The organism is Streptomyces sp. NPDC045899 (assembly GCF_056431485.1).
In genome coordinates this window covers 49,508-75,518 of sequence record NZ_JBWKKP010000023.1, presented here as the reverse complement: position 1 = coordinate 75,518, position 26,011 = coordinate 49,508, and the positions used below count along the sequence as shown (strand labels likewise).

The following is a 26,011-nucleotide window of genomic DNA, read 5'->3' as shown; positions in this document are numbered from 1 at the left end:
GAATCCGGCCATCCTCGCGTGCGGAACGTGCCATCGATAGAGGACGAGTTGAAATGGTGCGTGCCCGTGGCAATGCCATGGGGAAAACGCGGGCGCGGAGGCTACGGAGCGTGCAAGACACGCTACGCTCGGCGTTACCTGCCGGAGGGGAAGTAACGTGGCGGAGGACATGAGCCGAGAGAACCAGGCGCGCCTGACACTGCTGGAACGGGAGCTGGAACTCGGCGCGGTGGACGGGGCGTTGACGGACCTGTGCGGTACGCGTGCCGGTGAGCGCTCCGGGACCACGCGCACCGGCGGGGTGATCGCCTTCGCCGGACCGGGAGGTGTCGGCAAGACGGCGGTGCTCGCCGAGATGCGGCGCCGGGCGGCGGCCCGCGGCTGCACCGTGCTGTCCGCGCGCGGTGGCGAACACGAACAGGGCGCCGCCTTCCACGTGGTGCGCCAGCTCTTCCAGCCCGTGCTCGCCGCCACCGGCGAGGAGGAACACCGCAGGATCCTGGGCGGCTGGTACGACATCGTGGCGCCCGCGGTCGGCCTGGTGGTCTCCGAGGGCGGTGGAGCGCCCGATCCCCAGGGAGTCCGCGACGGTCTGGACTGGCTGGTGACCCGCTACGCGGTGGAACACGCCCCGGTCGTGATGATCCTGGACGACGTCCACTGGGCCGACCCCGAATCCCTGGACTGGCTCACCCGGTTCGCGCCCCGCGCCGTGGACCTGCCGCTGCTGCTCGCCGTCGGCTACCGCCCGGAGGACCTGTCCGCCGACGCCGCCGGGGTCCGCGGCCTCACCGAACGCCAGGGCTCACGGCCCCATGTGCTGGTGCCCCTCACCCCGAGCGGGGTCGGCCGGGTCGTCCGCGATGTGCTCGGCGAGGAGGCCGACGACTCGTTCTGCCGCGAGTGCTGGGCGATGACCGGCGGCAATCCCTTCGAGGTCGTCGAGCTCACCGCCAAGATCCGTGACCGGGAGCTCAAACCGCAGTCCGAGAACCTGCCCGCCCTGCGCGAACTGGTCTCCTCGGCCAAGGACAGCGGACTCAACGACCGGCTGACCCGGCTCGGCACCGCCGCCGTACGGCTCGCCTGGGCCGTCGCCGTCCTCGGTATCGAGGCCACCCCGGCCCTCTCCGCCAGCGTCGCCGGGCTCAGCGAGACCGAGGCCACCGATGTGGTCGGCCGGCTCGTCGACGCCCGGATCCTCGCCCCGCCGCGCGGCGGACCGGGCAAGCAGCCGCTGGAGTACCTCCACCCGCTCATCGCCACCGCCATCTACCAGGCGATCCCCGGTGCGCTGCGGGTGGCCATGCACGGACAGGCCGCCACTGTCGTGCTCGGCGCCGGACTGGGACCCACCGCGGCCGGCCGCCATCTGGTGGAGATGCACCCCGAGGGCGATCCGTGGGTGGTGCGCCATCTGCGGGCCGCGGCCCGGGAGTATCTGCGCGCCGGGGCGCCCGACGCCGGGCGGCGCTGTCTGGCCAGGGCGCTGCGGGAGCCGCCCGCCCTCGAGGAGCGGGCCGCGGTCCTCTACGAGCTCGGCTGCTCCGCCCAGCTCACCGAGCCCGCCGTCACCATCAACCACCTGCGTGCCGCACTGGACGAACCGGCGCTCGACACCGAGTTGCGCGAGGCCATCACCTACCGGCTGGCCCAGGCGTACGGCCACAGCGGCCGTATGGAGGAGGCCGCGGAGATCGTCGCCGCGGAGGCCGGACGGGCCACCAGCGCCCGCACCCGGCTGCGGATGCAGGCCGAACAGTTCATGTGGAACATGTTCCGTGCCGATGAGAAGGAGTCGCCCGCCCGCTCCCGCAGACTCGCCCGGCTGGCCGACCACCTCACCGGCCGCGGAATGGCCGAGCGCTATCTGCTGGGACTGCGCGCCTGGGACGCCATGACCCGCGGCGAGCCCGCCACCACCGCCCTCCACTACGCGGAGGAGTCCCTCGGTGACGGTCTGAGCTGGACCGATGACGACTGGGGCTTCGAGGTCCCGATCCTGGTCGCGCTGATCTTCCTCCACTGCGACCAGCCCGGCCGCGCCGAGGACCTGTTCAACAAGGGCATCGCGGAGTGTGAGCGCAAGGGCTGGCGCGGCTCCCACCTGGCGTTCGGGATCACCCTCCTCGGCTACGCGCGCTACCGCCGCGGCGCGCTGAACGAGGCGGAGGAGCTGGCCCGCGAGGGCATGCGGATCGCCGATCTCGTCGGCTCCTCGACACCCGCCCACTGGACCGCCGTGGGCACCCTCATCGAAACCCTGATCTGCCGCGGCCGGGTCCGGGAGGCGCAGGAGTTCGCCGCCGGACACGGCGGGGAGATCCTGCCGCAGGCCGTGCTCTGCCCGGATGTGCCCGCGGTCCGCGGCGAGCTGCTGCTCGCCGCCAATATGCACCGCGAGGCCCGCCACCAGCTCACCGAGGTCGGCCGCCGGATGGACGGGCGCGGGATGCGCAACCCCGCCTGGTGCCCCTGGCAGCTGCACCTCTCCCAGTCCCTCGCGCTCAGCGAACCGCGGCAGGCGGCCGAGGTCGCCGATGACGCGGTGCGCCGCGCCCGTCAGTTCGGCACCCACTCCGCCATCGGACGCGCCCTGCACACCGCGGCCGCCGTGGCCCACGGATCCGAGCGGATCAAGCTGCTGGCGGAGGCCGTCGGCCACCTCGAGCGCTCGCCCTCCGCCTACGACCTGGCCGTGGCGCTGGTCGACCACGGCGCTGCGCTGCGCCGCATCGGACTGCCCCAGGAAGCGGGCGACCGGCTCTACCGCGGTCTCGAGGGCGCGGTCCAGTGCGGGGCGGAGGCGCTGGCCACCCGGGCCCGCGACGAGCTGTCCGCGGCGGGCCTGCGCCCCATGCAGCTGCGCGTCGACCACACCAGCCCCCTCACCTCCCAGGAGCAGGCCGTGGCCGAGCGGGCCGCCCAGGGCTGGACGGATGAGCGGATCTGCACGGAGACCGGACTGAGCGACCGCGATGTGGCCCGGCTGCTCTCCGGCGTCTACCGCAAGGTGGGCACCGACCGGACGGGTCTGTCCAAGCTCCTGGGCCCGGCCGCCACGGCCCGTCCACCGGTGCAGCGGCCCGACCACTGACGCCCCCGCCCGGCGTTCCCCGACAGGGGGAACGCCGCGCGGGCACGTACCATATCCGCATGTCCTTCCTCCGCCGCCGCAGCGCCGCCACGCCCACCGGGCCGGACTTCGATGTCCTCGCCATGGATCCCGGGGACTGGCCCGGCGATCTCGGCGCGGGGCTGCTGCCCGCACCGGACGGCAGCTGTCAGGGGGTCTTCCTCCGCTACGACCTGTTCGGGGGACGCGGTCCGGCGATGATCATCGGCAATCTGCCCGAGGGCTCCCCGGCCCGCGAGGTCGCCGATGACCAGGTGCCCTTCGAGGTGACCCAGCTGCTCGCCGCCCTCGGGAACGAGGAGCCGGTGCATGTGGTGGACGTCGAGGACAGCCCGGTGATGCACGAGGACAACCTGCTCATCGTGCGCCGGATCAAGGTCTCCGAGGGCCGGATCTCCTGCGCCCAGTTCGACCGCGACGACGGTGTGCTGGTCACCATCGCCAGCTGGGACCGGCCCATCACCGACGATCTCTACCGGCTGCTCAAGCCGCTCCCCGCGGAGATGTTCCAGCAGCGCTGAGCACCGCGCCCCGCCCGTCGGCGCGGAACGGGGCGCCGGCCGCCGCCTGACGCCCCGTCGGCCTCACTTCCCGGAACGGCGGACCGATACGTCGGCGGCGCGGACGAACGCCACCCGGTGCCCGAACTGGATCTGGTAGTAGACCTCCTTGCCGCGCACCACCTTGTGGCCCGCCGGATCGAAGGTGGTCGCCCAGAGGTACTCGCCCGGTGTCCTCAGCCCCAGCGGATACGACTGCCCGGCGAGCAGTTTGTACGGCAGCGGGGAGACCGCCTGGACCGGCACCCCCTCCGGATACGCCTCCGGCTCCGGGTACGCCCGGCCGTACACCGGAACCTCCGTGGCGCCCGCCCTGGGCGTGACCACCAGCCCCTTGGCGTGCACCGCGGTGGGCCGCCGCCCGGGGTTGTGGAACCACGCCCGCTGCCCCAGGTACCAGATGGCCGTCCAGTCGCCCTCGCGCCCGGCCACCGCGAACTGCTGCCCGGTGGTGGCGCGGGCGCCGGTGTCATTGACGCCCGTCGTGGAGTCCGCGCCGTCCGGACGCAGCCCGATGTCCTTGACCAGCGGTGCGTCCTCGCCGGGTGCGGTGTGCAGCCGCACCGCGGAGGAGCCGTGCGGAGCGCACGGCTGCCCCGGCTTGTCGCAGTCGGTGTACACCGGCTGGTGGGTGTCGTAGTCCGGGCGGATGGTCACCAGGCCGCCCGAGGCGCCCGCGGTGCGCCGGAAGGGCGCGCCGAGCAGGGTGAAGTAGTGCGCCCAGTCCCAGTAGGGCCCCGGGTCGGTGTGCATACCCCTGATGGTCGCGGTGGTGGTGCCCGGAACGGTGTCGTGGCCCAGGATGTGCTGCCGGTCCAGCGGGATGTCGAACCGCCGTGCCAGATAGCGCACCAGCCGGGCCGAGGCGCGGTACATCGCCTCCGTGTACCAGGCGTCGGGCGCGGTGAGGAAGCCCTCGTGCTCCAGCCCGATGGACTTGGCGTTGACGTACCAGTTGCCCGCGTGCCAGGCCACGTCCTTGAGCGGCACATGCTGGGCGATATGGCCGTCGGCGGAGCGCAGGGTGTACTGCCAGGAGACGTAGGTGGGGTCCTGGACCAGCTTGATGGTGGTGTCCCAGGGGCCCTCGGTGTCATGGATGACGATGTAGTCGATCCGCTGGGACTCGGGGCGGTTGCCCAGGTCGTGGTTGCCGTAGTCGTTGTCGCCGAACTGCTCGTAGGGTGCCGGGATCCACTCGCAGGACACGTTCTCGGGGGCCTCGACATGCGGATCGCGCGCGGGCGACGGCAGCCCGAGCGTACGCAACTGCCGCCGGTCGGGGGCGACATCGGGCCGCGCCGTGAGCACCACCCGCTCCCCGTCGCCGGTCGTGCGCGCCGCACCGGCGCGGATCACCTCGTACACGTCGTCGGCGAACACGGCCGCGGCGGCTTCGTTGTCCGCGCCCGGGTACGCCGCCACCGCCGCGTACCAGTCGGCCGGGTCCTCGCTCGGCGCAAGCCCCAGCCGCTTCTGCTCGGCGGCCAGCAGGGCCGCGCCACCGCGCACATTGGTGGTGGCGTCGGCGCGCAGCTCTGCCGCGGACAGCCCGGTCAGCTTGGCCGCGCGGCTCAACGTCCGCAATCGAGCCGGGAATTGGCGCGGCTCGGGCACCGTGGCCCGAGGGACCCGCAGCGGCCGGGCCAGGTCACCGCGCGCGTCCTCGGTGCCCTCGCTGTGGTGCGGCGCGCGGGACAGCGCGGTGTGCGCGTCGGTGAGGTGCATCGGGCCGTAGCCACCGGTGACACTGGGCGCGCCGCCATGGCCGTCCCAGCGCGACTGGAGGTACGCGACGCCCAGCAGCACACTCAGGGGAACGCCGTGCTCGTCGGCCGCCGCCGCGAAAGCGTGCTGAAGGCCGGAGCCGCCGTCCGGGCCGTCCGGCCGCTGCTGATCGGCACGGGCGGCCGGAGTCGCGGAGACGAGGGGGAGCAGAAAGGCGGCGGACGCCGCGGCACCCGCGGCGCGCACGGTGGTCCTCCGGCTGGGGCCGGACGCCGGTCTGTTCGAGTCGTGGGCGCTGTCCTGTGCGGATCCTGGCATGGCAGCCTCCTCAAGGCGGGCCGAGCACGAGCCGGGCCACTCAGAGGTATCCGCTGCCGGGTCATCCGTCAATCAGATGCGCCCAGACGGGTGTTCGCACGTCAGCCGCCTGCGGCGCGTCACCGGTCCAGACCGGTGACGCGCCCTGCGGTCATCGTGTACCGACCGCGGCCCGCACCGCCCTGCGGGCCAGCGCACAGTCGTCGTGCAGCCGACGCAGCAGCAGCCGCTGCTCCTCTCCCGCCGGGATCGCGCCCGGTACCACCGGGGCCGGGTCGTGCATGGTGCGCTGCACGGCGGTCTCGTACCGGCGGATCTCCCGGGTCAGCACCAGCATCAGGTTCACCAGGAAGGAGTCACGCGCCGCCGGACCGGCCGCCTGCGCCAGCTGGCTGATCTGCCGTCGGGCCGCCGGGGCGTCGCCCAGCACCGTCCACAGCGTGGCCAGGTCATAGCCCGGCAGGTACCAGCCCGCGTGGTCCCAGTCGAGCAGCACCGCGCCCGAGGGGGACAGCAGGACGTTGTTCAACAGGGCGTCACCGTGGCAGAACTGCCCGGGAGCCTGGCGTCCGGGGGCGTGCGAGAGACCCAGCAGCAGCTTCTGCAGATCACCCATGTCCCGGTCGGTCAGCAGTCCCAGATCGTGATAGCGCGACAGCCGGGCCGCGTAGTCGAGCGGGGCGTCGAACAGATCGGCCGGCGGCCGCCATTGGTTGATCCGGCAGATGGCGCTCAGCGCGGCCCGGATGTCGGCGCGCTGCGGCGGCTCGGTGGGGTGGCGCTGGGAGGCGGCGATACGGCCGGGCATCCGCTCGATGACCAGCGCGCAGTTGTCCGGGTCCGCCGCGATCAGCCGGGGCACCCGTACGGGCGGCCGCTGACGCACGAACGCCCGGTACATCGCTATCTCCCTGCGGAACCGCTCGGCCCACGCCGGGGAATGGTCCAGGAGGCACTTGGCGACCGCGGTGGAGCGGCCGGTGGTGCCCACCAGGAGCACGCTCCGTCCGCTGCGCCGCAGCACCTGCACCGGATTGAACTCCGGACAGATGCGATGGACCGAGGCGATCGCGGTGCGCAGCTGCGCACCCTGGGGTCCGGACACGTCGAGTCTCCCGCGGGGCGGCACAGGGCCGAGAGCAGCGGTCCGCCGGGCGCGGCCGCTGTGGGAGGGATCGAGGTACGGCCCGGTGCCGGGCAGCTGCCGCCGGTACGGCCGGGGCGGGGCGGACACGGAGGACGGCGCTGCGTACATGGGCGAGACAGATCCCTTCGTGTGCCGACGAATGCGTACGCTCCCGGCCCCGTGACGGGGCCGCACCCTGGGGAATGCGGTCGATTCCGCTCGAGCCGCCACCGGGCCGGGTAACGCGCTTCTACATCACACCCGCGCGCGGGTGGCACACCATCTGGCGGACCCTGGCGAACCCTGGCGAATAGTCGCACGGCCCGTGACGGGGCCGTTACTGTCGAGCCAGCCGAGGAACCTGGGGGCTTGACGTGACGAGGGAACCCAACACCCGTCTTGCGGACCTGTTCGGCCTCGCCGGCTGGTCCAAGGGAGAGCTCGCGAGGCTCGTGAACCGGCGGGCGGCGGCCATGGGCCATCCGCAGCTGGCGACCGACACCTCGCGGGTGCGGCGTTGGATCGACACCGGCGAGACGCCGCGCGATCCCGTGCCCAAGGTGCTGGCCGCCCTGTTCACCGAGCGTCTCGGTCGTGTCGTGACCATCGAGGACCTCGGGTTCGGAAGAGGTGGGCGCGCGGGAAAGGGACAGTCCGCCGATGGACTGTGCTGGCCCCCCGAGTCCACGGCCGCGGTCCTCACCGAATTCACGGGAATGGACCTTATGTTCAACCGACGCGGCTTGGTGGGTGCGGGCGCCGCGCTCGCCGCGGGAACCGCCATCACCGGTGCCATGAGCGACTGGCTGCTCTCCGACCCGACCCTCGCCTCCGACGCCCCCCGTACCGACCACCCCCTGTCCGCCGAACCGGCGGGCTTCGACCGCTACGAGGCCGCCCCCGTCGGCTCCCAGGAGATCGACGCGCTGGAGACCTCGGTGGAGGTCTTCCGCGCCTGGGACGCGGCCCGCGGCGGCGGGCTCCAGCGCAAGGCCGTGGTGGGCCAGCTCAACGAGGTGGGCGGGATGCTCGCCTATCACCACCACCCCGAGCACCTCCAGCGCAGACTGTGGGGGGTGGCGGCCAACCTCGCGGTGCTGGCCGGCTGGATGTCCCACGACGTGGGGCTCGAGCCCACCGCGCAGAAGTACTTCGTGATGGCCGCGCACGCGGCCCGGGAGGGCGGTGACCGCCCCCGCGCCAGTGAGGCGCTGTCCCGCGCCGCGCGTCAGATGGTGCACATCGGCCGCCCGCAGGACGCCCTGGAGCTGATGCGGCTGGCCAAGTCCGGCGCGGGCGACGAGGCGCTGCCGCGCACCCGCGCCATGTTCTGCACCATCGAGGCGTGGGCGCAGGCGTCGATGGGCCACGGCCAGGCGGTGCGGCGCACGCTGGGCGAGGCGGAGGAGCTGTTCGTCTCCGAGCGGGACCGCGGACCGTCACCGAGCTGGATGCAGCTGTTCAACGAGGCGGATATGCACGGGATGCAGGGGCTGATCTACCGCACCCTCGCCGAGCACGACCCCTCGGTGGCGTCCCTGTCGCAGCGCCACGCCAAGGAGGCGCTGCGGATGCGGGAGGGCGGCCGTCAGCGGTCACAGATCTTCGACCACATCTCCATCGCCTCGGCCTGCTTCATCGGTGACGACCCGGCGCAGGGCGACCGTCATGCGCGCAAGGCGCTGGACACCATCGAGCAGAACTCCTCGCACCGCACCTGGGACCGGCTGCGCGAGATGTACGGGCTCACCGCCGCGTATGCCTCCTCCCGGCCCATCCGGGAGCTGAGGGAGGAGATCCAGCAGGCCATGCCCAAGGGCGTCGCCACCAAGGGAGCGAAGGGGGCGGGTCCTGGAGTGAAAGGGGCGGGCGGCACGGCCAGGAGCGCGGCGGTCTAGCGGCCGCCGCGGTACCGGCGCCGGCCCAGCTGCCGGTCGCCAGGTCGTGTCCGCAAGGTCCCGCCGGGCCCGCGACGCCTGGCACGCACGCGGACACGCCCTAGCGGCCGACCCGGGCGATCAGCACACAGGCGTCGCCCTCGCGGCGCTCATCACCGAACGCCTCGACCACCGTCCGTACGCAGTCCTGTGCGCCGCGGGCGGCGGTGAACCTCGGTGCGAGGGCGAGCAGCCGCTCGGTGGCGGCCCCGGCATCCGGGGTGAGCCCTCCGGTGTGCATCAGCAGCAGGTCCCCGGGCTCCAGCCGTTCTTCGGCCTGGGTGTACGCGGCGCCGGTGGTGGCGCCGAGCAGCACCCCTCCCGGCGGTGTCAGCGCGCGTCCCGTCCCGCCGCGGAACAGCAGGGGGGCGGGGTGGGCGGCCTGTGCCCACAGCAGGGTGCGGGTGCGCGGGTCGTACCGGCCGCAGACGGCGCTGCCCAGCGCGGGCTGCGAGGAGACCCCGAGCAGCTGGTTGAGCCGGTCCATCAGCGGTCCCGGGTCGATTCCGGCGACCGCCATCCCGCGGACGGCACCGAGCAGCATGGCCATCCCCGAGGTCGCGGTGACCCCGTGGCCGGTGAGGTCGCCGACGCTGAGCAGGGTCTGCCCGTCGGGGAGTTCGAGCGCGTCGTACCAGTCGCCGCCGATCCGCGCGCTGGTCTCGGAGGGGAGGTAGTGGGCGGCCAGGTCGAGGCCGGAGTCCCGGGCCGGGCCGCCCGGGGCGCCGCGGTCCGGCAGCCGCAGTGAACCGCGCCAGGGCGGCAGTACGGCCTCCTGGAGTTCGACGGCCAGCCGGTGCTCGGCGCGGGCGGCGTACCGCTGGCGCTGGAAGGAGTCCTGCGTCTCGTGCACCGCCCGCTGGCTGCGGCGCAGCTCGCTGACGTCCCGGAGCACGGCCCACATGGACGCGGTGCTGCCGTCGGCGTGGAACACCGGCTCACCCGCCAGGTGGAGGGTGCGGACCGCGCCGTCCGTGCGCACCACCCGGAACTCGCCCTCGACCGGCTTCCCGTCCACCAGGCAGTCGGTGACCATGCCGGTCAGCACCGGCTGGTCCTCGGGGCGGACCCAGGAGGGCAGCTCGTCCAGGCTGAGCCCGCCGTCCCGCGGGTCGCGGCCGAAGATCCGGCACAGCTCGTCGGACCAGACCACCTCGTCGGTGAGCAGGTTCCACTCGGCGCTGCCGACCCGGCTGAGCAGCGAATCGCGCGGGGCCCCGGTGACCGGCTCGGTGACGTCGTCCGCGGCCTTGGCGCCGCCGTCCCCGGTGCGGGGCTCGGGCACGGCCCGCCCGGTGGTCCCTTCCGACCGGTCCACGGGCAGCCCCTCGCGCAGCTGGCCCAGGTGCTGGCCGAGGTCGTCCAGATGGTGGACGGCGAGATCGCACAGCGCGCGCTGCCAGCGGAGCTGCGAATCGTTCCGCCCGTCCAGACCGGCCGTCGTCGTATCGCGGCGGACGGCGTCGACCCTGCCGCGGAGCCGCTCGGTCTGCGAGATGAGGGCGTCGACCGTGCCGCGGCGGGGCGGCTGGACGGCGGGCTGGTCCGCGGAGCGGGGGGACGGCATGACGTTCTCCGATACGGGCGCGGCGCGGCCGGTTTCATGGGGCTGGACCGGTTACGACTGTTGCACAGGCTGCGACATCCCGTAACCGGTTTGGCAATACCCGATCCGGTGGTGCTTCTGGCATATGCCAGCGGCTTTCCCGGGACATTTCGCCCGTACCCGCCGGAGGAATTGGTTCCGGTAGGCTGCGGCGCTCGGGAATCCCTACAGTCCGGGCGCCCCGCAGGCATACCGCACCCGGACACCGGCAAGAATGCCGGACGACGGAAATCCCGTTGCCAGCGAACCTCCCGCACCGGATGCTGACCTCATGTTCGATCCAGACATAGCGCCCAGCGGCACCCTGCTCGGCCTCCTTCAGCGAGGCCGCGGCGACGGGACCCTGCACGCCCTCGCGGCGCCGCGGGCCGAGGCGCTCGCGGCACTGCACCACTGCGTGCTGCGCGACCCCCGCCGTGACTGGCAGGTCGAGAACCGCTCCCTCTACTACGCCCGGCTCTGTCTCGACCTCGACGCGGACCTGGACACGATCGAACAGCACCTCTTCCACCCCGACGACCTGCTCGACACCGATGAGCAGCGCACCGGGCTGGCCCTGGCCGTCCTCGGCCACCTCGCCTCCTACGACCGGCTCGACGCCCTGCGGCTGCTGCGCCGCTACGCCGCGGCCGGGTCCAACTGGGCATGGGCCCTGGACGAGCTGGCCCTGCGGGACGACGACACCGGGCTGCGCGCCCTCGCCCCCGCGATCCTCGCCCGCTTCCCGGAGACCCCCGACGGCGACACCGAGCTGGCCGTCGCCGTGCGCGGCGCCTACGAACCCCGGCCGTGGCGGCTGTGGGCCGACGACCCGCGCCATGGACCGCGGGTGCGCGCCGCGCAGGAGCAGGGTGCCTTCGACCGCTGGCAGCGGCAGCTGCGGCCCACCGGGCCGCGCCCCGGCTGGAGCGTCCAGGACGTCCTGCGCTGGGCCCAGCAGGAGCACGACCTGCGGCCGAGCGCCCGCACCCCGGACGCCGCGGCCCGCTGCCTCATCGCCGTCGCCGGTCCCGAGGACCGGCCCGAGCTGCTCACCGCCGCCGCCTCCGCCCCGGACGCGGCCCGCGCCGCCGCCCTGCGGCACCTCGCGGAGACCGGTGACCCCGAGGTGCTGGACCTGATCGAACGCGCCGTGACCGAACCGGACGCCACCGAACTGGTCTCCCAGGCGGCCCTCTCCGCCTTTGAGCGGATGCGCAGCATCACCGCGCTGGACCGGGCCCGGATCTGGGCCCACCGCCCCGACCCCCTCGGCGACGCGGCCGCCGTGATGCTCGCCTGCCGCGGCGGCCAGTACGACGCCCCGCTCGTCCTCACCGCCCTGCGCCGCACCGTGCGCGGTGACGGCCCCGATGCCCAGGCGCTGTGGACCCTGGTCGACGGCGCCGGACGTCTCGCGATCACCTGCGCCGCACCCGTGCTGCGCCACATCTACCGCGAAACGGCCTCCTCCCACCTCCGCGGCCGCGCCGCCCGCGCGCTCGCCGCCACCGATCCGTCCTTCGCGGCCGGCTTCGCCGTCGAGTGTCTGTGGGACTGCGAGGAGACCACCCGCGAGGTCGCCGCCCACCACGCGGCCACCGCCGACGCCCGGGTGGTGGAGCAGCTCCGCCGGCTGGCCGCCGATCCCGCCGAGGAGGCGGACGTCCAGACCGCGGTCCGCAGCCGCATCGGTCCCGACGCGGCGGGCGTCTGATCCACCGGGCGCCCTGATCCACCGGGCGCCGCTCTGAATCCACCGGGGTGCCCAAGGCGATGTCCCGCCCCGGCCGGTGCGCACCCACGGTGACCGGACCGGTGCTCCGGGACGCCGAGGGCCAACGCTCATGGGACGTTCCACGGCGCGCAACGTGCCCGATGCCGGGGCCACCTCTCGTGCGCCGAGAACACCGGTATGCGTGTCGCCCTCGTGACTGAATCCTTCCCGCCCGACATCAACGGTGTCGCCCACTGCGCGCTCCAGACGGCCGACCACCTCCACCGGCGCGGCCACGAACCGCTGGTCATCGCCCCCGCCGCACCGCCCGGCGGCCCGTCCGCCACCGGGAGCGAACCACCGGCGGAGGCGGAGCCCGAGCGCCCCTACCCCGTGGTCCGCGTCCCGTCACTTCCGCTGCCCGGCTATCCCCAGGTGCGCGTCGCGCTCCCCAGCCGCCGCCTCGCCGCCGCGATCACCGCGCACGGCAGCGACCTCGTCCACCTCGCCAGTCCCTTCGTCCTGGGGGCACGCGGGATGACGGCCGCGCTGCGGCTGCGGATACCGGCCGTCGCCGTCTACCAGACCGATCTGGGCGGCTACGCCCGTACCTACCTCGGGGCCGGGGAGAACGCGGCCTGGCGGCGGATCCGCGCCGTGCACACCGCGGCCGACCGGACCCTCGCCCCGTCCACCGCCGCCGCCCGCGACCTCGAGGAGCACGGGGTGCCGCGGGTCCGGCTGTGGCCGCGCGGGGTGGACACCGAGCGGTTCCGCCCCTCCCGCCGTGACCCCGGGCTGCGCCGTGAGCTCGCGCCCGGAGGTGAGCTGATCGTCGGCTACGTCGGCCGTCTCGCCCCCGAGAAGAACGTCGAACTCCTGGCCCCGCTGTGCGCCGTACCCGGCGTCCGGGTCGTCGTGGTGGGCGACGGGCCCAGCGAACCCGCGCTGCGGGCCGCGCTGCCCGGCGCCCGGTTCCTCGGCCGTCGCACCGGGGACGAACTGGCCCGCCTCTTCGCCTCGCTGGACGTCTTCGCGCACACCGGACCGCAGGAGACCTTCTGCCAGACCGTGCAGGAGGCACAGGCCAGCGGGGTCGCGGTGGTCGCGCCCGCCGCGGGAGGGCCGCTGGACCTCGTCGCCCACGGCCGGACCGGGCTGCTGGTGCCGCCCGGGGACGCCGGGGCGGTGCGGGACGCCGCCGCGCTGCTCGGGGCCGACGTGGGCTTGCGCGCGTCGCTCGGGCGCGCCGCGCGGGACGCGGTCGCGGGCCGCACCTGGGGCGTCGTCGTCGACCAACTGGTCGACCACTACGCCGAGGTGCTGATGGACCGTACGGCGGTGGCGGCATGACCGACGACCGCATGGACCAGCCGGTCCCGGTGCGCGCCCCGCTGCGCATCGTCCGGCTCGCCAACTTCGTCACCCCCTCCTCCGGCGGCCTGCGCACCGCCCTGCGGGAGCTCGGCGCGGGCTACCTGGCCGCCGGTCATGAGCCCGTGCTGGTGGTGCCGGGGGAGCGCGCCCGCGACGAGCACACCCGCCAGGGGCGGGTGATCACCCTGCCCGGGCCGTGCGTCCCCGGTACCGGTGGCTATCGCGTCCTCACCGACCGGCGGCGGCTCAGCGCCCTGCTGGAGTCGCTCGCCCCCGACCGGCTGGAGGTCTCCGACCGCACCACCCTGCGCTGGACGGGGGAGTGGGCGCGGCGCGCCCGCGTTCCCGCCGTGATGGTCTCCCATGAGAGCGCGGACGCGGTGCTGCGCACCTGGGGCGCCCCCGGGCGGTTCGCCGAGGCGGCGGCCGACCGGCTCAACCGGCGGACCGCGCGGGCGTACGCGCGGATCGTCTGCACCACGGAATGGGCGGCGCGCGAGTTCATCCGCATCGGCGCGCGAAACGTCGTACGCGCCCCCTTGGGTGTGGACCTCGACCACTTCCACCCCGCCCGCCATGATCCACGGCTGCGCGACCGGCACCGCGGCGGGGCCGCGGTGCTGCTCCTGCTGGCGTCGCGGCTCTCACCGGAGAAGCGGCCGGGCCGCGCCCTGGACGCCCTCGCCGAACTCCGGCGGCGCGGCGTACCCGCGGCGCTCGTCGTCGCGGGCGACGGCCCGCTGCGCGGACGGCTGGAGGCCCGCGCCAGGGCGGAGGGACTGCCGGTGTCCTTCCTCGGTCATGTAGCGGACCGGGCAGGGCTCGCCGCACTCCAGGCGAGCGCGGACGCCGTCCTGGCGCCGGGACCGGCGGAGACCTTCGGCCTGGCCGCGCTGGAGGCGCTGGCGTGCGGTTCGCCCGTCGTGGTGAGCGAACTCTCCGCCCTCCCGGCCATCGTCGGGGCGGCGGGCGCGGCGGCCGCCGACACCGGACCGGCGTTCGCGGACGCGGTGGAACGGATCCTGGACCGCCCGGAGCCGCTGCGCCGGGCGATGGCCCGGGCCCGTGCGGAGGCGTACGGCTGGCCCGGCGCGGTCGCCGCGTTCCTGGCCGCCCATGACGCCTCGCCGGGCACCTGCGCGCCGCGGCACGGGACGGCCGCGGACACCGCGCACGACGGTCCCCGGGGTCCGCTGCACGGTTCCGCACCCCACCGCCCCGCCCGCGTCCACCGGGCCGTGGACGGTGCGCGGTGAACGCGGTCCGCGCCGCACCGGTACCCGGCGAACCCGGGCCCACCCGGCCCCGGCCTGCGACAATGGCAGGGTGACCGGTCGCTGGGAGTTCTGGATCGACCGTGGCGGGACCTTCACGGACGTCGTCGGCAAACGCCCCGACGGCCGCCTCGTCACCCGCAAGCTCCTGTCCCACCACCCCGAGCGTCACCAGGACGCCGCCGTCGCCGGGATCCGGCAGACCCTCGGACTCGCGCCCGGGGAGCCGGTCCCGGCCGACCGGATCGCCGTCGTGAAGATGGGGACCACCGTCGCCACCAACGCGCTGCTGGAGCGCACGGGGGAGCCGACCGTCCTCGTGGTCACCGAGGGGTTCCGGGACGCGCTGCGGATCGCGTACCAGAACCGGCCGCGGCTCTTCGACCGCCGGATCGTGTTGCCCGAGGCGCTGTACGACCGGGTGATCGAGGTCCCCGAACGGGTGGACGCCCATGGCGGGGTCGTCACACCGCTCGACCTCGGCGCGGCCACCGGGGCGCTGCGCGCCGCGTACCGCGACGGGTTCCGAGCCGCCGCCGTCGTGCTGACACATGGCTACCGCCACACCGCGCACGAACGGGCCCTCGCCACCACCGCCCGGGAGCTGGGCTTCACCCAGATCAGCTGTTCCCATGAGGTCAGCCCGCTGATGAAGCTGGTGTCCCGGGGCGACACCACCGTGGTGGACGCGTATCTCTCCCCGATCCTGCGCCGCTATGTCGAGGACGTGGCCCGCGAACTGCGCGGTGTCCGGCTGATGTTCATGCAGTCCAGCGGCGGGCTGCGGGAGGCCGCGCACTTCCGCGGCAAGGACGCGGTGCTCTCCGGACCCGCGGGCGGTGTGGTGGGGATGGCGCGGTCGTCGCGGGAGGCCGGGCACGACCGGGTCATCGGCTTCGACATGGGTGGCACCTCGACCGATGTGTCGCACTACGCGGGTGAGTTCGAGCGCGTCTTCGGCACCGAGGTGGCCGGGGTGCGGATGCGGGCGCCCATGATGAACATCCACACCGTGGCCGCGGGCGGCGGTTCGGTGCTGCACTTCGACGGACGGCGCTACCGGGTGGGCCCGGACTCGGCCGGTGCCGTCCCCGGCCCCGCCTGCTACCGCCGTGGCGGCCCGCTGACCGTGACCGACGCCAATGTGATGCTGGGCCGGGTGCAGCCGGACCACTTCCCCGCGGTGTTCGGTCCGCACGCCGACCGGCCGCTGGACGCGGACACCGTCCGCGAGCGGTTCACCCGGCTCGCCGAGGAGATCGCCGAGGCCACCGGCGACGCCCGCGGCCCGGAGGACGTGGCCGCGGGCTTCCTGGACATCGCGGTCCTCAACATGGCCAACGCGGTCAAGAAGATCTCCGTACAGCGCGGCCATGACGTCACCCGCTACGCGCTCACCAGCTTCGGCGGCGCGGGCGGCCAGCACGCGTGCGCGGTGGCCGACGCACTCGGTATCGGCACGGTGATCGTGCCGCCGCTGGCCGGTGTGCTCTCCGCGTACGGGATCGGGGTGGCCGACGCCACCGCCATGCGGGAACAGGCGGTCGAGGCCGAGTTGTCGGAGGAGTCGCTGCCCCGGGTGCGCGAGCTGTGCGCGCGGCTGGCGCGGCGGACCCGCGCCGAACTGCTCGACGACGGTGTCCCGGAGGACACCGTGACCACCGAGGCGCGGGTCCATCTGCGCTACGCGGGCACCGACTCCACCCTCCCGGTCCCCCTGGACACCGTCCCCGCGATGACGGAGGGGTTCGTCCGGGCCCACCGCGCCCGCTACGCCTTCACCATGGACAAGCCACTGGTGGCCGAGGCGGTGTCGGTGGAGGCGGTCGGCGCGGCCGGGCCCGCCGGCGGCCACGCGACGGCACCGCCGCCCCGGGAGGGCGCGGCGGAGCCCGTCGCCACCGTGCGGATGTACACCGGGGGGAGCCGGCGCGAGACGGCGCTGTACGCACGGGCCGGGATGCGCCCCGGGGACCGGGTCGGCGGCCCCGCGGTCATCGCCGAGGACGACGCCACCACCGTGGTCGACCCCGGCTGGCAGGCGGCCGTGGGCGACCACGGCCATCTGCTGCTCACCCGGGTCCGGCCGCGGCCGCGCACGGCGGCGGTGGGCACCGAGGTGGACCCGGTGCTGCTGGAGGTGTTCAACAGCCTCTTCATGGCCATCGCCGAACAGATGGGGTCGCGCCTGGAGAACACCGCCCACTCCGTCAACATCAAGGAGCGGCTGGACTTCTCCTGCGCGCTGTTCGACGCGACGGGCAATCTGATCGCCAACGCCCCCCACATCCCGGTCCACCTGGGCTCCATGGGCGAGTCCATCAAGGAGGTGCTGCGGCGCAACGGGGACACGATGCGGCCGGGCGATGTGTACGCCATCAACGACCCGTACCACGGCGGCACCCATCTGCCGGACGTCACCGTGGTCACCCCGGTCTTCGACGACGCGGGCACCGCTCCGCTCTTCCTCGTCGCCTCACGCGGCCACCACGCCGAGATCGGCGGGATCACCCCCGGCTCCATGCCCGCGTTCAGCCGCGTCATCGAGGAGGAGGGCGTCCTCTTCGACAACTGGCTGCTGGTGCGCGACGGGGCGCTGCGCGAGGCGGAGACCCGTGAGCTGCTGACCGCGGGGCCCTACCCGTCCCGTGCCCCGGACGCCAACCTCGCCGATCTGCGCGCCCAGATCGCCGCCAACGAGAAGGGCATCCAGGAACTGCGGCGGATGATCGGCCAGTTCGGCCTGGATGTGGTGCACGCCTACATGGGCCACGTCCAGGACAACGCGGAGGAGTCGGTGCGCCGGGTCGTCTCCGCCCTCGGCGACGGCGCGTACCGCTACGAGACCGACGGCGGCGCCGTCATCCAGGTCGGCGTGACCGTGGACCGCGCGGCCCGGGGCGCCGTCCTGGACTTCACCGGCACCTCACCGCAGCGGCCGGGCAACGACAACGCGCCCAGTTCGGTGGTGATGGCCGCGGTGCTCTACGTCTTCCGCACCCTGGTGGCCGAGGACATCCCGCTCAACAGCGGCTGTCTGAAACCCCTGGACGTGCGGATCCCACCGGGCTGCATGCTGGCGCCGGTCCATCCGGCCGCCACCGTGGCGGGCAACGTGGAGACCTCCCAGGCGGTCACCGGGGCCCTCTACGCGGCCCTGGGCACCCAGGCCGAGGGCTCGGGCACGATGAACAACGTGACCTTCGGGAACGACCGGGTGCAGTACTACGAGACCGTGGCCAGCGGCTCCGGCGCGGGCGACGGCTTCGACGGCGCGGACGCGGTGCAGACCCATATGACCAATTCCCGGCTGACCGATCCCGAAGTGCTGGAGTGGCGGTATCCGGTGCGCGTGGAGAGCTTCGGGATCCGCGCCGGCAGCGGGGGCCGCGGCCGGTGGCACGGTGGCCACGGGGTCACCCGCCGTCTGCGCTTCCTGGAGCCGATGACCGTCGCGCTGCTCACCGGCCACCGCCGGGTGCCCCCGTACGGAATGGCGGGCGGGGAGCCGGGCGGGCTCGGCGCCAACCTGGTCGAGCGGGCCGACGGCACCGTCGAACCCCTCGGCGGCCGCGACACGGCGGAGGTCGGCCCGGGTGATGTCCTGGTGGTCCACACCCCGGGCGGCGGCGGTTACGGTCCCCCGGAGAATCACGCGGCGGAGTGAACGCCCGAAGAACCGCTCGAAGAACTCCGTGACGGGGGGTTGCGGGAGCGGGCACCGTGAGTAGGTTGATTCCCCCGTTGTGATGTATGGCGCGTTCAAGACCGTTTGCGGTGGCGGCCGTCGGTAACCCGATACATAGCGAACCCGCCCGGGATGCGCTCCGCATGACACGGGCGCCCACCCCGCGGACGTAGGCACGGCGAGGTCGAGCGCGGGTCGCCATAACGGACTTCACGCATACGACGCATTCTCGGAAAGGGGCAGCCATGGCCTGGTGGCAGAACGCCGCATGTACGCACGAGGACCCCGAACTCTTCTTCCCGGTGGGCATCGCGGGCCCCGCCGCGCAGCAGCAGGAGGCCCGCGCCAAGCAGGTCTGCGAGGGCTGCCCGGTGGCCCAGGCGTGTCTGGAGTACGCGCTCGAGGCCGGGATGACCCACGGAGTGTGGGGCGGCACCGGCGAGGAGGAGCGCCGGGCGCTGCGCCGCCGGGGACAGCGCCGTGGCAGGAAGAACGCCGACCAGGAGCGGGCCGTGGCGCACGCCGGGGGGCGCCGTGCCGCCCACTGAGCGGCCGCCTGGGACCGGCCCCGCTACCCCCGCCGTGCCCGCTCCGGAGACGGTGCCGGAGCCGTCCGCCCCCAGAAGACCCGTCCCAGCGGGGTGAACCGCACCCCGGTGCCCGGTACGGCCTGTGCCGCGGCGGCCAGCCACCGCTCCGGGACGACGCCCACGACCGGATAGCCGCCGGTCGTCGGATGGTCGGCCAGGAAGAGCACCGGACGGCCGTCGGGCGGCACCTGGATGGCGCCGAGCGCCATGCCCTCACTGGGCAGTTCACCCTCCCGCGCCCGTTCCAGGGCGGGGCCCTCGGTCCGCAGCCCGATCCGGTTGCTGGCGGCCGACACCCGGAAGCCACCGGTGGCCAGGGTGCGCAGCCCCGCCGCGGTGAACCAGTCGTCGCGCGGTCCGAGCACCACCGGGAGCACCAGCTCCCGTGGCACACCCCGGTGCGGGACCACGTCCACCGCGGGCGGCGCGCCTGCGGCGGTCCCGAGCGCGAGCACCGCGCCGTCCGCGAGCGGGGCCGGACCGAGCCCGGAGAGCACATCGGTGGCGCGGCTGCCGAGCACCGGGTCCGCCGCGACCCCGCCGTCGAACGCCAGATAGCTGCGTACGCCGTGGGTGGCGGCCCCGAGCTCCAGCAGCGCACCGGCCGGTACGCGCACGGGCGCGCCCCACGCGGCGGGGCGGCCGTCGACCGAGACGGCGCAGGGCGCGCCGGTGACGGCCACGGTCGCGGCGCGGCGTGGCCGCACCGCGCAGCCGGTCAGGGTGGTCTCCAGGGTGGCGGCGTCGTCCGCGTTCCCCACCAGGCGGTTGGCGAGCCGGTGCGCGGGCTGGTCCAGGGCGCCGGAGCGGGGTACGCCGAGATGGGCATGGCCGGTCCGGCCCAGGTCCTGGACGGTGGTCAGGGCTCCCGCCCGTTCGACCGAGAAGGCGCTGTCGGTCATGTCCGGCTCCCTTCCCGGGCGGTCGGCTCCCCGGCCGTCGCCCCTTCCGCGGCGCTCGTGCCGCTGTCGAGGGGGAGGACGTCAACGGGTACGAAACGGACGCGGGTGCCGGGGGTGAGCAGCGCCGCCGGTTCCCGCGTGGCGTCCCACAGCACGGTGTCGGTGGTGCCGATGAGCTGCCAGCCGCCGGGGGACGAGCGCGGATAGACGCCGGTGTAGGGGCCCGCGAGCGCTACCGAGCCCACCGGGACCCTGGTCCTCGGGGTGGCGCGGCGCGGTACCGCGAACCGCTCGGGGAGTCCGGTGAGATAGCCGAAGCCGGGCGCGAATCCGCAGAAGGCGACACGGAACTCGGTGCCGCTGTGGACGCGCACCGCCTCCTCGGGGGTGACCCCCCAGAGGTCGGCGACCTCGGCGAGGTCGGGGCCGTCGTAGCGCACCGGGACCTCGACGGTGGCGCCGTCACCGCGGGCGAGCGGCGCGATGTCCCAGCCGGGCAGTTCGGCGGCGAGTCCGCCGGGGTCCGCCAGGCCGTCGAGCAGCACGGTGCGGGCGGCGGGCACGATCTCGCGCACCGCGGGCAGCCGTCCGTCGGCCGCCCGGCGCAGCAGCTCGGCGTGGAGCGCCTCGGCCTCGTCGCCGCTGCCGAGTTCGACGAGCAGTCCGTGATCGCCGACGGGCAGGCTCCGGAGGGTCACGCGAACGCCGCCACGCGCACGCCCGCGGCCGTGAGCTCGCCGCGCACCCGGCGGGCGAGCTCGGCGGCGCCGGGGGTGTCGCCGTGGAGGCACAGGGAGCGCGCCGCCACCTCGATCCGCTGGCCGTCGAGCGAGGTGACCGACTGGTCCCGGGCGAACCCCAGGGCGCGTTTGACCACCGCGTCCGGGTCGGAGACCACGGCACCGGGCTCGGTCCGCGGCACCAGGGTGCCCGCCGCGGTGTAGGAGCGGTCGGCGAAGGCTTCGGCGACCACCGGCAGTCCGGCCGCGCGGGCCGCCTCGTGGAGCCGCGACCCGGGCAGACCCATGACGGGCAGCGGACCGCCCGCCGCGAGCGTGATGCCGTCGACGACGGCGGCGGCCTGGTCCGCGTCGTGCACACAGCGGTTGTACAGCGCGCCGTGCGGTTTGACGTAGGACACCCGTGATCCGGCCGCGCGGGCGAAGATCTCCAACGCGCCGATCTGGTAGGCGATCTCATCGGCCAGTTCACGCGCCGGGACGTCCATGGCCCGCCGCCCGAAGCCCGCCAGGTCCCGGTAGGAGACCTGGGCCCCGATGCGGACCCCGCGCTCGGCGGCCAGCTCGCACACCCGGCGCATGGTCGACGGATCGCCCGCGTGGAAACCGCATGCGACGTTGGCGCTGCTGACGATGGACAGCAGGGCGTCGTCATCGGTGAGCTGCCAGCGGCCGAAGCCCTCGCCGAGGTCGGCGTTGAGGTCGATCGACGGGTTCGCCAAGGGTGCGGTCATAACCGTCCGTTCGGGCGTGTACGGGGGCGTGGAGGGCGTACGGGGGAAGGGACGTACGCGAGGGCGATGCGGTTGAGCGCCAAGGTAGGCGATCGTTGAACGATCCGACAAGAGTGTTGTTGTCCCGCTCTCGTTTCTGGGCTTGACTTCTCGCGATACGGAACACGTGAAGCCGCGAAAAGGAGAAAAAGTGGCGAATGGGGAGAACGGGTCCAACGGTGTGAAAGGTGCGGAGCATCGGCTCGCCCAGGCGTCGGAGGTCTCGGAGGGCTCCGCGGTCCCCGGGGTTCCGGGGCTGGAGGCCGACCGGGCGCTGCTGGGCCGCACCAGCACCGCGGAGCGGGTCGCGGACATCCTCCGCGACCGTATCGCCGAGGGCTTCTTCCCGCCCGGGACCCGGCTCTCCGAGGACAGCGTCAAGGGCGCCCTGGGTGTCTCCCGCAACACCCTGCGCGAGGCGTTCCGCCTGCTCACCCATGAACGGCTGCTGGTCCACGAGCTCAACCGCGGGGTGTTCGTCCGGGTGGTCACCGTCGACGACCTCAATGACCTCTACCGCCTGCGCAGGCTGGTCGAATGCGCCACGCTGCGCGGCCTGGGGGAGCCGCCGTACCCGCTGGGCGCGGTCGAGGCGGCGGTGGCGGCGGGCGAGCGCGCGGTGCACGAGCGGTCCTGGCAGGACCTGTCCACCGCCAACATCCGCTTCCACCAGGCGATCGTCTCCCTCGCGGGGAGCCCGCGCGCCGACGAGCTGATGCGCGCGGTCCTGGCCGAGCTGCGGCTGGTCTTCCATGTGATGGCCGACCCCCGCCGCTTCCACGCCCCGTACCTGGTCCGCAACCGGCAGATCCTCGAGGTGCTCCAGACCGGGGACGCGGTCGAGGCCGAGCGGCTCCTCGCCTCCTATCTGGACGACTCCCAGCGGCAGTTGGTGGAGGCGTACGCGCAGAAAGTGGCCCGCGCCTAGCCGTTTCGCCGCAGTAAACGATCAGGGTCTTCGAGAACAAGTCGGTTTCAGGCTCTTGTCGGATCGTTGAACGAACATCTAGCCTCCGGTGCGTTCTCCTCATGCCGCCGCACCACGGCTCGGCGCCATGAGGTCCTGCGCGCGGAAGGCGGGACGCATGATCGTTCTCCTTGGCGTTCTCGTGGTGATCCTCGGGTTCGCCACACGACGCAATCCCCTGCTGGTGGTCGGGGTCGCCGGTATCGCCACCGGGCTGCTGGGCAAGCTGTCGCCCCAGGAGGTCCTCGCGGCCTTCGGCAACGGCTTCGCCTCCAGCCGCTCGGTGACGATCTTCGTCATCACCCTCCCGGTCATCGGCCTCCTGGAGCGCCACGGGCTCCAGGAGCAGGCCCGGACCCTCATCGGCAGGCTGGGCAAGCTCACCACCGGCCGGTTCCTCGCGCTCTACCTGGCCCTGCGCCAGCTGACCGCGGCCTTCGGCCTCACCAGCATCGGCGGCCCGGCCCAGAGTGTGCGCCCCATGGTCGCGCCCATGGCCGAAGGGGCCGCCGAACGGCGCCACGGCCCGCTCCCGGACACGGTGCGGGAGCGGATCCGCTCCTACTCCGCCAGCTCCGACACGGTGGGGCTGTTCTTCGGCGAGGACTGCTTCCTCGCCATCGGCTCGATCCTGCTGATCACCGGCTTCGTCAACTCCACCTACCACACCCACCTGGAACCGCTGCAGCTCGCGCTGTGGGCCATCCCCACCGCCGTCTGTGCCTTCCTCATCCACGGCTTCCGGCTGCTGCGCCTGGACCGCACGCTGGAGCACGAGATCGCCGCCTCGGGCGGAACGTCCGCTGCCGAGCGCAGCCGCACCGCGGAGGAGGCCAAGTGATCAAGGCCGAGTGGTTCTTCTGGCTCGTCGGCGCCGTCTTCCTCGCCATGGCCGCGCAGATGCTCTTCGACCGCAGCAACCCCAAGCGCCACGGTTCCGCGGCCTTCTGGGGACTGCTGGGCGCCTGCTTCTTCTACAGCTCCTGGGTGACCGAGAAGAAGGCCCCCGCCGAGCCGCTGGGCATCGCCGTCCTCGCCATGGTCGCTCTGAGCGGGTTCAACCTCACGGGCCGCGGGGTCCCGCGCACCACCACCACCGAACAGCGGGTCGCCTCCGCCGCGCGGCTCGGCAACCGGCTGTTCATCCCCGCGCTCACCATCCCGCTGGTCGCCGTGGTCTGCGCCTCGGCCGTCAAACACTGGCACATCGGCGGCACCCCGGTGCTCGAGACCGGCAGTGAGACCATCCTCGGCCTCGGCTTCGGCGCGATCGCGGGCCTGCTGGTCGCGATGGTCGTGGTCCGCGAGCCCAGGCCGTCGGTATCGCTGCACGCCGGGCGGTCGCTGCTGGAGTCCATGGGCTGGGCGCTGCTGCTGCCCCAACTGCTCGCCGTCCTGGGTTCCATCTTCCAGGTGGCCGGGGTCGGCGACCAGGTCGGCAAGATCACCGAACAGCTGCTGCCGGACGGCCAGAAGTACGTCGCCGTGGCCGTCTACTGCATCGGCATGGCCCTGTTCACCATCATCATGGGCAACGCCTTCGCCGCCTTCCCGGTGATGACGGCCGCCATCGGCTGGCCCGTGCTCATCGAGCAGATGCACGGCGACGCCCCCGTGGTGCTCGCCGTCGGCATGCTCGCGGGCTTCTGCGGAACGCTGGTGACCCCCATGGCCGCCAACTTCAACCTGGTCCCCGCCGCGCTGCTGGAGCTCAAGGACCAGTACGGGCCGATCAAGGCGCAGATCCCCACCGCCGGGGCGCTGCTGGTCTGCAACATCGCCATCATCTCGCTCTTCGCCTTCTGAGGCCCCGAAGCAGGGAGTCCGTCATGACCCGGGTGCTGCTCACCGGTTTCGAACCCTTCGGGGGCGAGGGGACCAATCCGTCGTGGGAGGCGGCCGCCCTCGTCGCGGCCGACCCGCCGCCCGGTTGCGACGTCACGGCCGTCCGGCTGAGCTGTGTCTTCGGCACCGCGCTCGAGGAGCTGGGCGCGGCCGTGGCGGCGGCCGACCCCGATCTCGTGGTGTGCGTGGGACAGGCGGGCGGCCGCGCCCAGGTCACCGTCGAACGCGTCGCGATCAACGTCGACGACGCCCGCATACCCGACAACGCGGGGCGGCAGCCGGTCGACGAACCGGTGGTGGCGGACGGCCCGGCCGCGTATTTCGCGCCACTGCCGGTCAAGGCGTGTGTCGCCGCCGTCCGCGCGGCCGGGATCCCGGCCGCCGTGTCCCAGACCGCGGGCACCTTCGTGTGCAACCACGTCTTCTACGGGCTCGCGCATCTGATCGCCACCCGGCGTCCGGCGACCCGCGGCGGCTTCGTCCACCTCCCGTACGCCCCCGCACAGGTCGTGGACCGCGACCAGCCGTCGCTGCCCGTCGCCACGGCGGCCGAGGCGCTGCGCGCGATCGTCACCGCGGCCGCGCGCACCACCGGGGCGGATCTGCGCATCACCGGAGGAGCCACCCATTGAGTGCGGAAGACCCCACAGCGGATAGTGCTATATCGGATGAATTCCGGCAGTGCGCACCGCGGTTCGCCACCGTCGCGCTCGCCAACGTCACCCGGGCCTACCCCAACGCCCCCGCTCATCTGCTGCGCGGCCCCGAGGACCTGGTGTCGCCGCGCACCCATCACCCCGCCTTCTACGGCTCCTACGACTGGCACTCCGCGGTCCATATGCACTGGCTGCTGGTCCGGCTGCTGCGCCGCTGCCCCGACCGGGTGCCCGGCGTCGCGATCACCGAGGTGCTGGACCGCCACCTCACCCACGGCGCGCTCACCGCGGAGGCCGGTTATCTGCGCGTCAACCCCTCCTTCGAGCGCCCGTACGGCTGGGCCTGGCTGCTGGCGCTGACGGCCGAATGCCGTGCGCTGGGCGGTACCGCGGGCGGCCGCTGGGCGGCTGCCCTGGAACCCGCGGCCGAAGCGGTCGAGGAACTGCTGCGCGGGTGGCTGGTCCGGGCCACCTATCCGGTCCGCCACGGCACCCACACCAACAGCGCCTTCGCCCTCGGCCTCGTCCTGGACAGCGCGTCCCCCGCGGGCCGCCCCGCGCTGACCGGACCCGTCGCCGGGGCGGTGCTCGACTGGTTCGCCGACGACCACGACGCGCCCGTCCACTGGGAACCCTCCGGCCAGGACTTCCTGTCGCCGGCGCTCACCGAGGCGGAGGCGGTGTGCCGGGTGCTGCCGCGCGAGGAGTTCGGGCCCTGGCTGACGCGCTTCCTGCCCGGACTCGAACGCCCGGCCGTCACGCTCCTCGCCCCACCCGTCGTCTCCGACCCCGGCGACCCGCAGATCGGTCATCTCATCGGGCTCTCCCTCAGCCGGGCCGCCGGTCTGCGCAGGCTGTCGGCCGCCCTGCCGCCCGGTGACGCACGGGTGCCGCTGCTGACGGCCGCCGCGGAGAACCACCTCGCCGCGGGGCTGGCGCGCACCGCCTCCGGCGACTTCACCGGTGACCACTGGCTCGCCACCTTCGCGGCGCTCGCCATGGACGGACCACCCGGGCACGGGGCCGTAGACTGACGGGCCGGTGCGGCACGGGAGCCGCGCCGGGACGCCTGCGCGTACCCCGGTACCCATC

General features: G+C 73.8%; 19 protein-coding genes. 13 read left to right on the top strand and 6 right to left on the bottom strand.

The annotated features are described in order from the left end of the window. Positions 1-169 precede the first annotated feature (169 nt). Together AC07FT_RS28145 and AC07FT_RS28140 are read left to right on the top strand one after the other, a co-directional pair. On the top strand, positions 170-3,097 hold the full coding sequence (locus AC07FT_RS28145; RefSeq protein ID WP_479178675.1) for an ATP-binding protein: 2,928 nt from the start codon (positions 170-172) through the stop codon (positions 3,095-3,097). Positions 3,098-3,156: 59 nt separating this feature from the next. Beyond that, positions 3,157-3,657, top strand: coding sequence for a hypothetical protein (locus AC07FT_RS28140; protein ID WP_479178674.1), 501 nt, complete (start codon positions 3,157-3,159; stop codon positions 3,655-3,657). Between the two features lie 63 nt (positions 3,658-3,720). Here AC07FT_RS28140 and AC07FT_RS28135 read toward each other — a convergent pair whose 3' ends face one another. Together AC07FT_RS28135 and AC07FT_RS28130 are read right to left on the bottom strand one after the other, a co-directional pair. Beyond that, the gene (locus tag AC07FT_RS28135; protein ID WP_479178672.1) at positions 3,721-5,742 is read right to left on the bottom strand and encodes an N-acetylmuramoyl-L-alanine amidase; all 2,022 of its coding nucleotides are present in this window, start codon (positions 5,740-5,742) and stop codon (positions 3,721-3,723) included. A gap of 151 nt (positions 5,743-5,893) precedes the next feature. Beyond that, a complete protein-coding gene (locus AC07FT_RS28130; RefSeq protein WP_471204791.1) occupies positions 5,894-6,997 on the bottom strand; it encodes an aminoglycoside phosphotransferase family protein in 1,104 nt (367 codons plus the stop codon). Between the two features lie 245 nt (positions 6,998-7,242). Between AC07FT_RS28130 and AC07FT_RS28125 the strand changes: the two genes are divergently transcribed. Next, on the top strand, positions 7,243-8,766 hold the full coding sequence (locus AC07FT_RS28125; protein WP_479178671.1) for a DNA-binding protein NsdB: 1,524 nt from the start codon (positions 7,243-7,245) through the stop codon (positions 8,764-8,766). A 100-nt stretch (positions 8,767-8,866) separates the two neighbouring features. Here AC07FT_RS28125 and AC07FT_RS28120 read toward each other — a convergent pair whose 3' ends face one another. Further along, complete coding sequence (locus AC07FT_RS28120; RefSeq protein ID WP_479178669.1) at positions 8,867-10,372, bottom strand: PP2C family protein-serine/threonine phosphatase; 1,506 nt, start codon at positions 10,370-10,372, stop codon at positions 8,867-8,869. Between the two features lie 310 nt (positions 10,373-10,682). On the opposite strand from AC07FT_RS28120, the gene AC07FT_RS28115 reads away from it, so the two are divergent. The 5 genes from AC07FT_RS28115 to AC07FT_RS28095 all read left to right on the top strand — a co-directional run bounded on the left by AC07FT_RS28115 (position 10,683) and on the right by AC07FT_RS28095 (position 18,994). Continuing rightward, positions 10,683-12,107 carry a HEAT repeat domain-containing protein gene (locus tag AC07FT_RS28115; RefSeq protein ID WP_479178668.1) on the top strand — a complete coding sequence of 475 codons (1,425 nt, stop codon included), beginning with the start codon at positions 10,683-10,685 and terminating at the stop codon, positions 12,105-12,107. 198 nt (positions 12,108-12,305) lie between these two features. Beyond that, entirely contained in the window at positions 12,306-13,460 is a 1,155-nt protein-coding gene (locus AC07FT_RS28110) for a glycosyltransferase family 4 protein (protein ID WP_479178666.1), read from the top strand. Further along, positions 13,457-14,740: a glycosyltransferase gene (locus tag AC07FT_RS28105; RefSeq protein ID WP_479178664.1), complete on the top strand. Its 1,284-nt coding sequence runs from the start codon at positions 13,457-13,459 to the stop codon at positions 14,738-14,740. Before AC07FT_RS28110 ends, AC07FT_RS28105 begins: the two co-directional genes overlap by 4 nt. Positions 14,741-14,810: 70 nt before the next feature. Next, positions 14,811-18,425, top strand: coding sequence for a hydantoinase B/oxoprolinase family protein (locus AC07FT_RS28100; RefSeq protein WP_479178663.1), 3,615 nt, complete (start codon positions 14,811-14,813; stop codon positions 18,423-18,425). 266 nt (positions 18,426-18,691) lie between these two features. Further along, positions 18,692-18,994: a WhiB family transcriptional regulator gene (locus tag AC07FT_RS28095; RefSeq protein ID WP_479178662.1), complete on the top strand. Its 303-nt coding sequence runs from the start codon at positions 18,692-18,694 to the stop codon at positions 18,992-18,994. A 23-nt stretch (positions 18,995-19,017) separates the two neighbouring features. Here AC07FT_RS28095 and AC07FT_RS28090 read toward each other — a convergent pair whose 3' ends face one another. The 3 genes from AC07FT_RS28090 to AC07FT_RS28080 are packed head-to-tail and all read right to left on the bottom strand — an operon-like array spanning position 19,018 to position 21,412. Next, positions 19,018-19,938, bottom strand: coding sequence for a 5-oxoprolinase subunit C family protein (locus tag AC07FT_RS28090; RefSeq protein ID WP_479178661.1), 921 nt, complete (start codon positions 19,936-19,938; stop codon positions 19,018-19,020). Then, positions 19,935-20,636: a 5-oxoprolinase subunit PxpB gene (pxpB, locus tag AC07FT_RS28085; protein WP_479178660.1), complete on the bottom strand. Its 702-nt coding sequence runs from the start codon at positions 20,634-20,636 to the stop codon at positions 19,935-19,937. The genes AC07FT_RS28090 and pxpB overlap by 4 nt, the downstream gene beginning before the upstream one ends. After that, a complete protein-coding gene (locus AC07FT_RS28080; protein WP_479178658.1) occupies positions 20,633-21,412 on the bottom strand; it encodes a LamB/YcsF family protein in 780 nt (259 codons plus the stop codon). Before AC07FT_RS28080 ends, pxpB begins: the two co-directional genes overlap by 4 nt. 295 nt (positions 21,413-21,707) lie before the next feature. Between AC07FT_RS28080 and AC07FT_RS28075 the strand changes: the two genes are divergently transcribed. The 5 genes from AC07FT_RS28075 (at position 21,708) to AC07FT_RS28055 (ending at position 25,953) form a co-directional block, all read left to right on the top strand. Then, the gene (locus AC07FT_RS28075; protein WP_479178738.1) at positions 21,708-22,379 is read left to right on the top strand and encodes a GntR family transcriptional regulator; all 672 of its coding nucleotides are present in this window, start codon (positions 21,708-21,710) and stop codon (positions 22,377-22,379) included. Between the two features lie 157 nt (positions 22,380-22,536). Beyond that, positions 22,537-23,259: a DUF969 domain-containing protein gene (locus AC07FT_RS28070; protein WP_471204772.1), complete on the top strand. Its 723-nt coding sequence runs from the start codon at positions 22,537-22,539 to the stop codon at positions 23,257-23,259. Beyond that, complete coding sequence (locus AC07FT_RS28065) at positions 23,256-24,224, top strand: DUF979 domain-containing protein (RefSeq protein ID WP_479178657.1); 969 nt, start codon at positions 23,256-23,258, stop codon at positions 24,222-24,224. Before AC07FT_RS28070 ends, AC07FT_RS28065 begins: the two co-directional genes overlap by 4 nt. Before the next feature lie 23 nt (positions 24,225-24,247). Beyond that, a complete protein-coding gene (pcp, locus tag AC07FT_RS28060; protein WP_479178656.1) occupies positions 24,248-24,895 on the top strand; it encodes a pyroglutamyl-peptidase I in 648 nt (215 codons plus the stop codon). Continuing rightward, positions 24,892-25,953, top strand: coding sequence for a DUF2891 domain-containing protein (locus AC07FT_RS28055; RefSeq protein WP_479178655.1), 1,062 nt, complete (start codon positions 24,892-24,894; stop codon positions 25,951-25,953). The genes pcp and AC07FT_RS28055 overlap by 4 nt, the downstream gene beginning before the upstream one ends. Positions 25,954-26,011 lie beyond the last annotated feature (58 nt).

Excerpts from the sequence above, each read along its gene's own strand:
- AC07FT_RS28070 (WP_471204772.1), top strand. The coding sequence starts at position 22,537 with ATGATCGTTCTCCTTGGCGTTCTCGTGGTGATCCTCGGGTTCGCCACA.
- AC07FT_RS28080 (WP_479178658.1), bottom strand. The coding sequence starts at position 21,412 with ATGACCGCACCCTTGGCGAACCCGTCGATCGACCTCAACGCCGACCTC.
- AC07FT_RS28090 (WP_479178661.1), bottom strand. The coding sequence starts at position 19,938 with ATGACCGACAGCGCCTTCTCGGTCGAACGGGCGGGAGCCCTGACCACC.
- AC07FT_RS28115 (WP_479178668.1), top strand. The coding sequence starts at position 10,683 with ATGTTCGATCCAGACATAGCGCCCAGCGGCACCCTGCTCGGCCTCCTT.
- AC07FT_RS28130 (WP_471204791.1), bottom strand. The coding sequence starts at position 6,997 with ATGTACGCAGCGCCGTCCTCCGTGTCCGCCCCGCCCCGGCCGTACCGG.
- AC07FT_RS28120 (WP_479178669.1), bottom strand. The coding sequence starts at position 10,372 with ATGCCGTCCCCCCGCTCCGCGGACCAGCCCGCCGTCCAGCCGCCCCGC.
- AC07FT_RS28145 (WP_479178675.1), top strand. The coding sequence starts at position 170 with ATGAGCCGAGAGAACCAGGCGCGCCTGACACTGCTGGAACGGGAGCTG.
- AC07FT_RS28110 (WP_479178666.1), top strand. The coding sequence starts at position 12,306 with ATGCGTGTCGCCCTCGTGACTGAATCCTTCCCGCCCGACATCAACGGT.
- AC07FT_RS28140 (WP_479178674.1), top strand. The coding sequence starts at position 3,157 with ATGTCCTTCCTCCGCCGCCGCAGCGCCGCCACGCCCACCGGGCCGGAC.
- AC07FT_RS28135 (WP_479178672.1), bottom strand. The coding sequence starts at position 5,742 with ATGCCAGGATCCGCACAGGACAGCGCCCACGACTCGAACAGACCGGCG.
- AC07FT_RS28095 (WP_479178662.1), top strand. The coding sequence starts at position 18,692 with ATGGCCTGGTGGCAGAACGCCGCATGTACGCACGAGGACCCCGAACTC.
- AC07FT_RS28105 (WP_479178664.1), top strand. The coding sequence starts at position 13,457 with ATGACCGACGACCGCATGGACCAGCCGGTCCCGGTGCGCGCCCCGCTG.
- pcp (WP_479178656.1), top strand. The coding sequence starts at position 24,248 with ATGACCCGGGTGCTGCTCACCGGTTTCGAACCCTTCGGGGGCGAGGGG.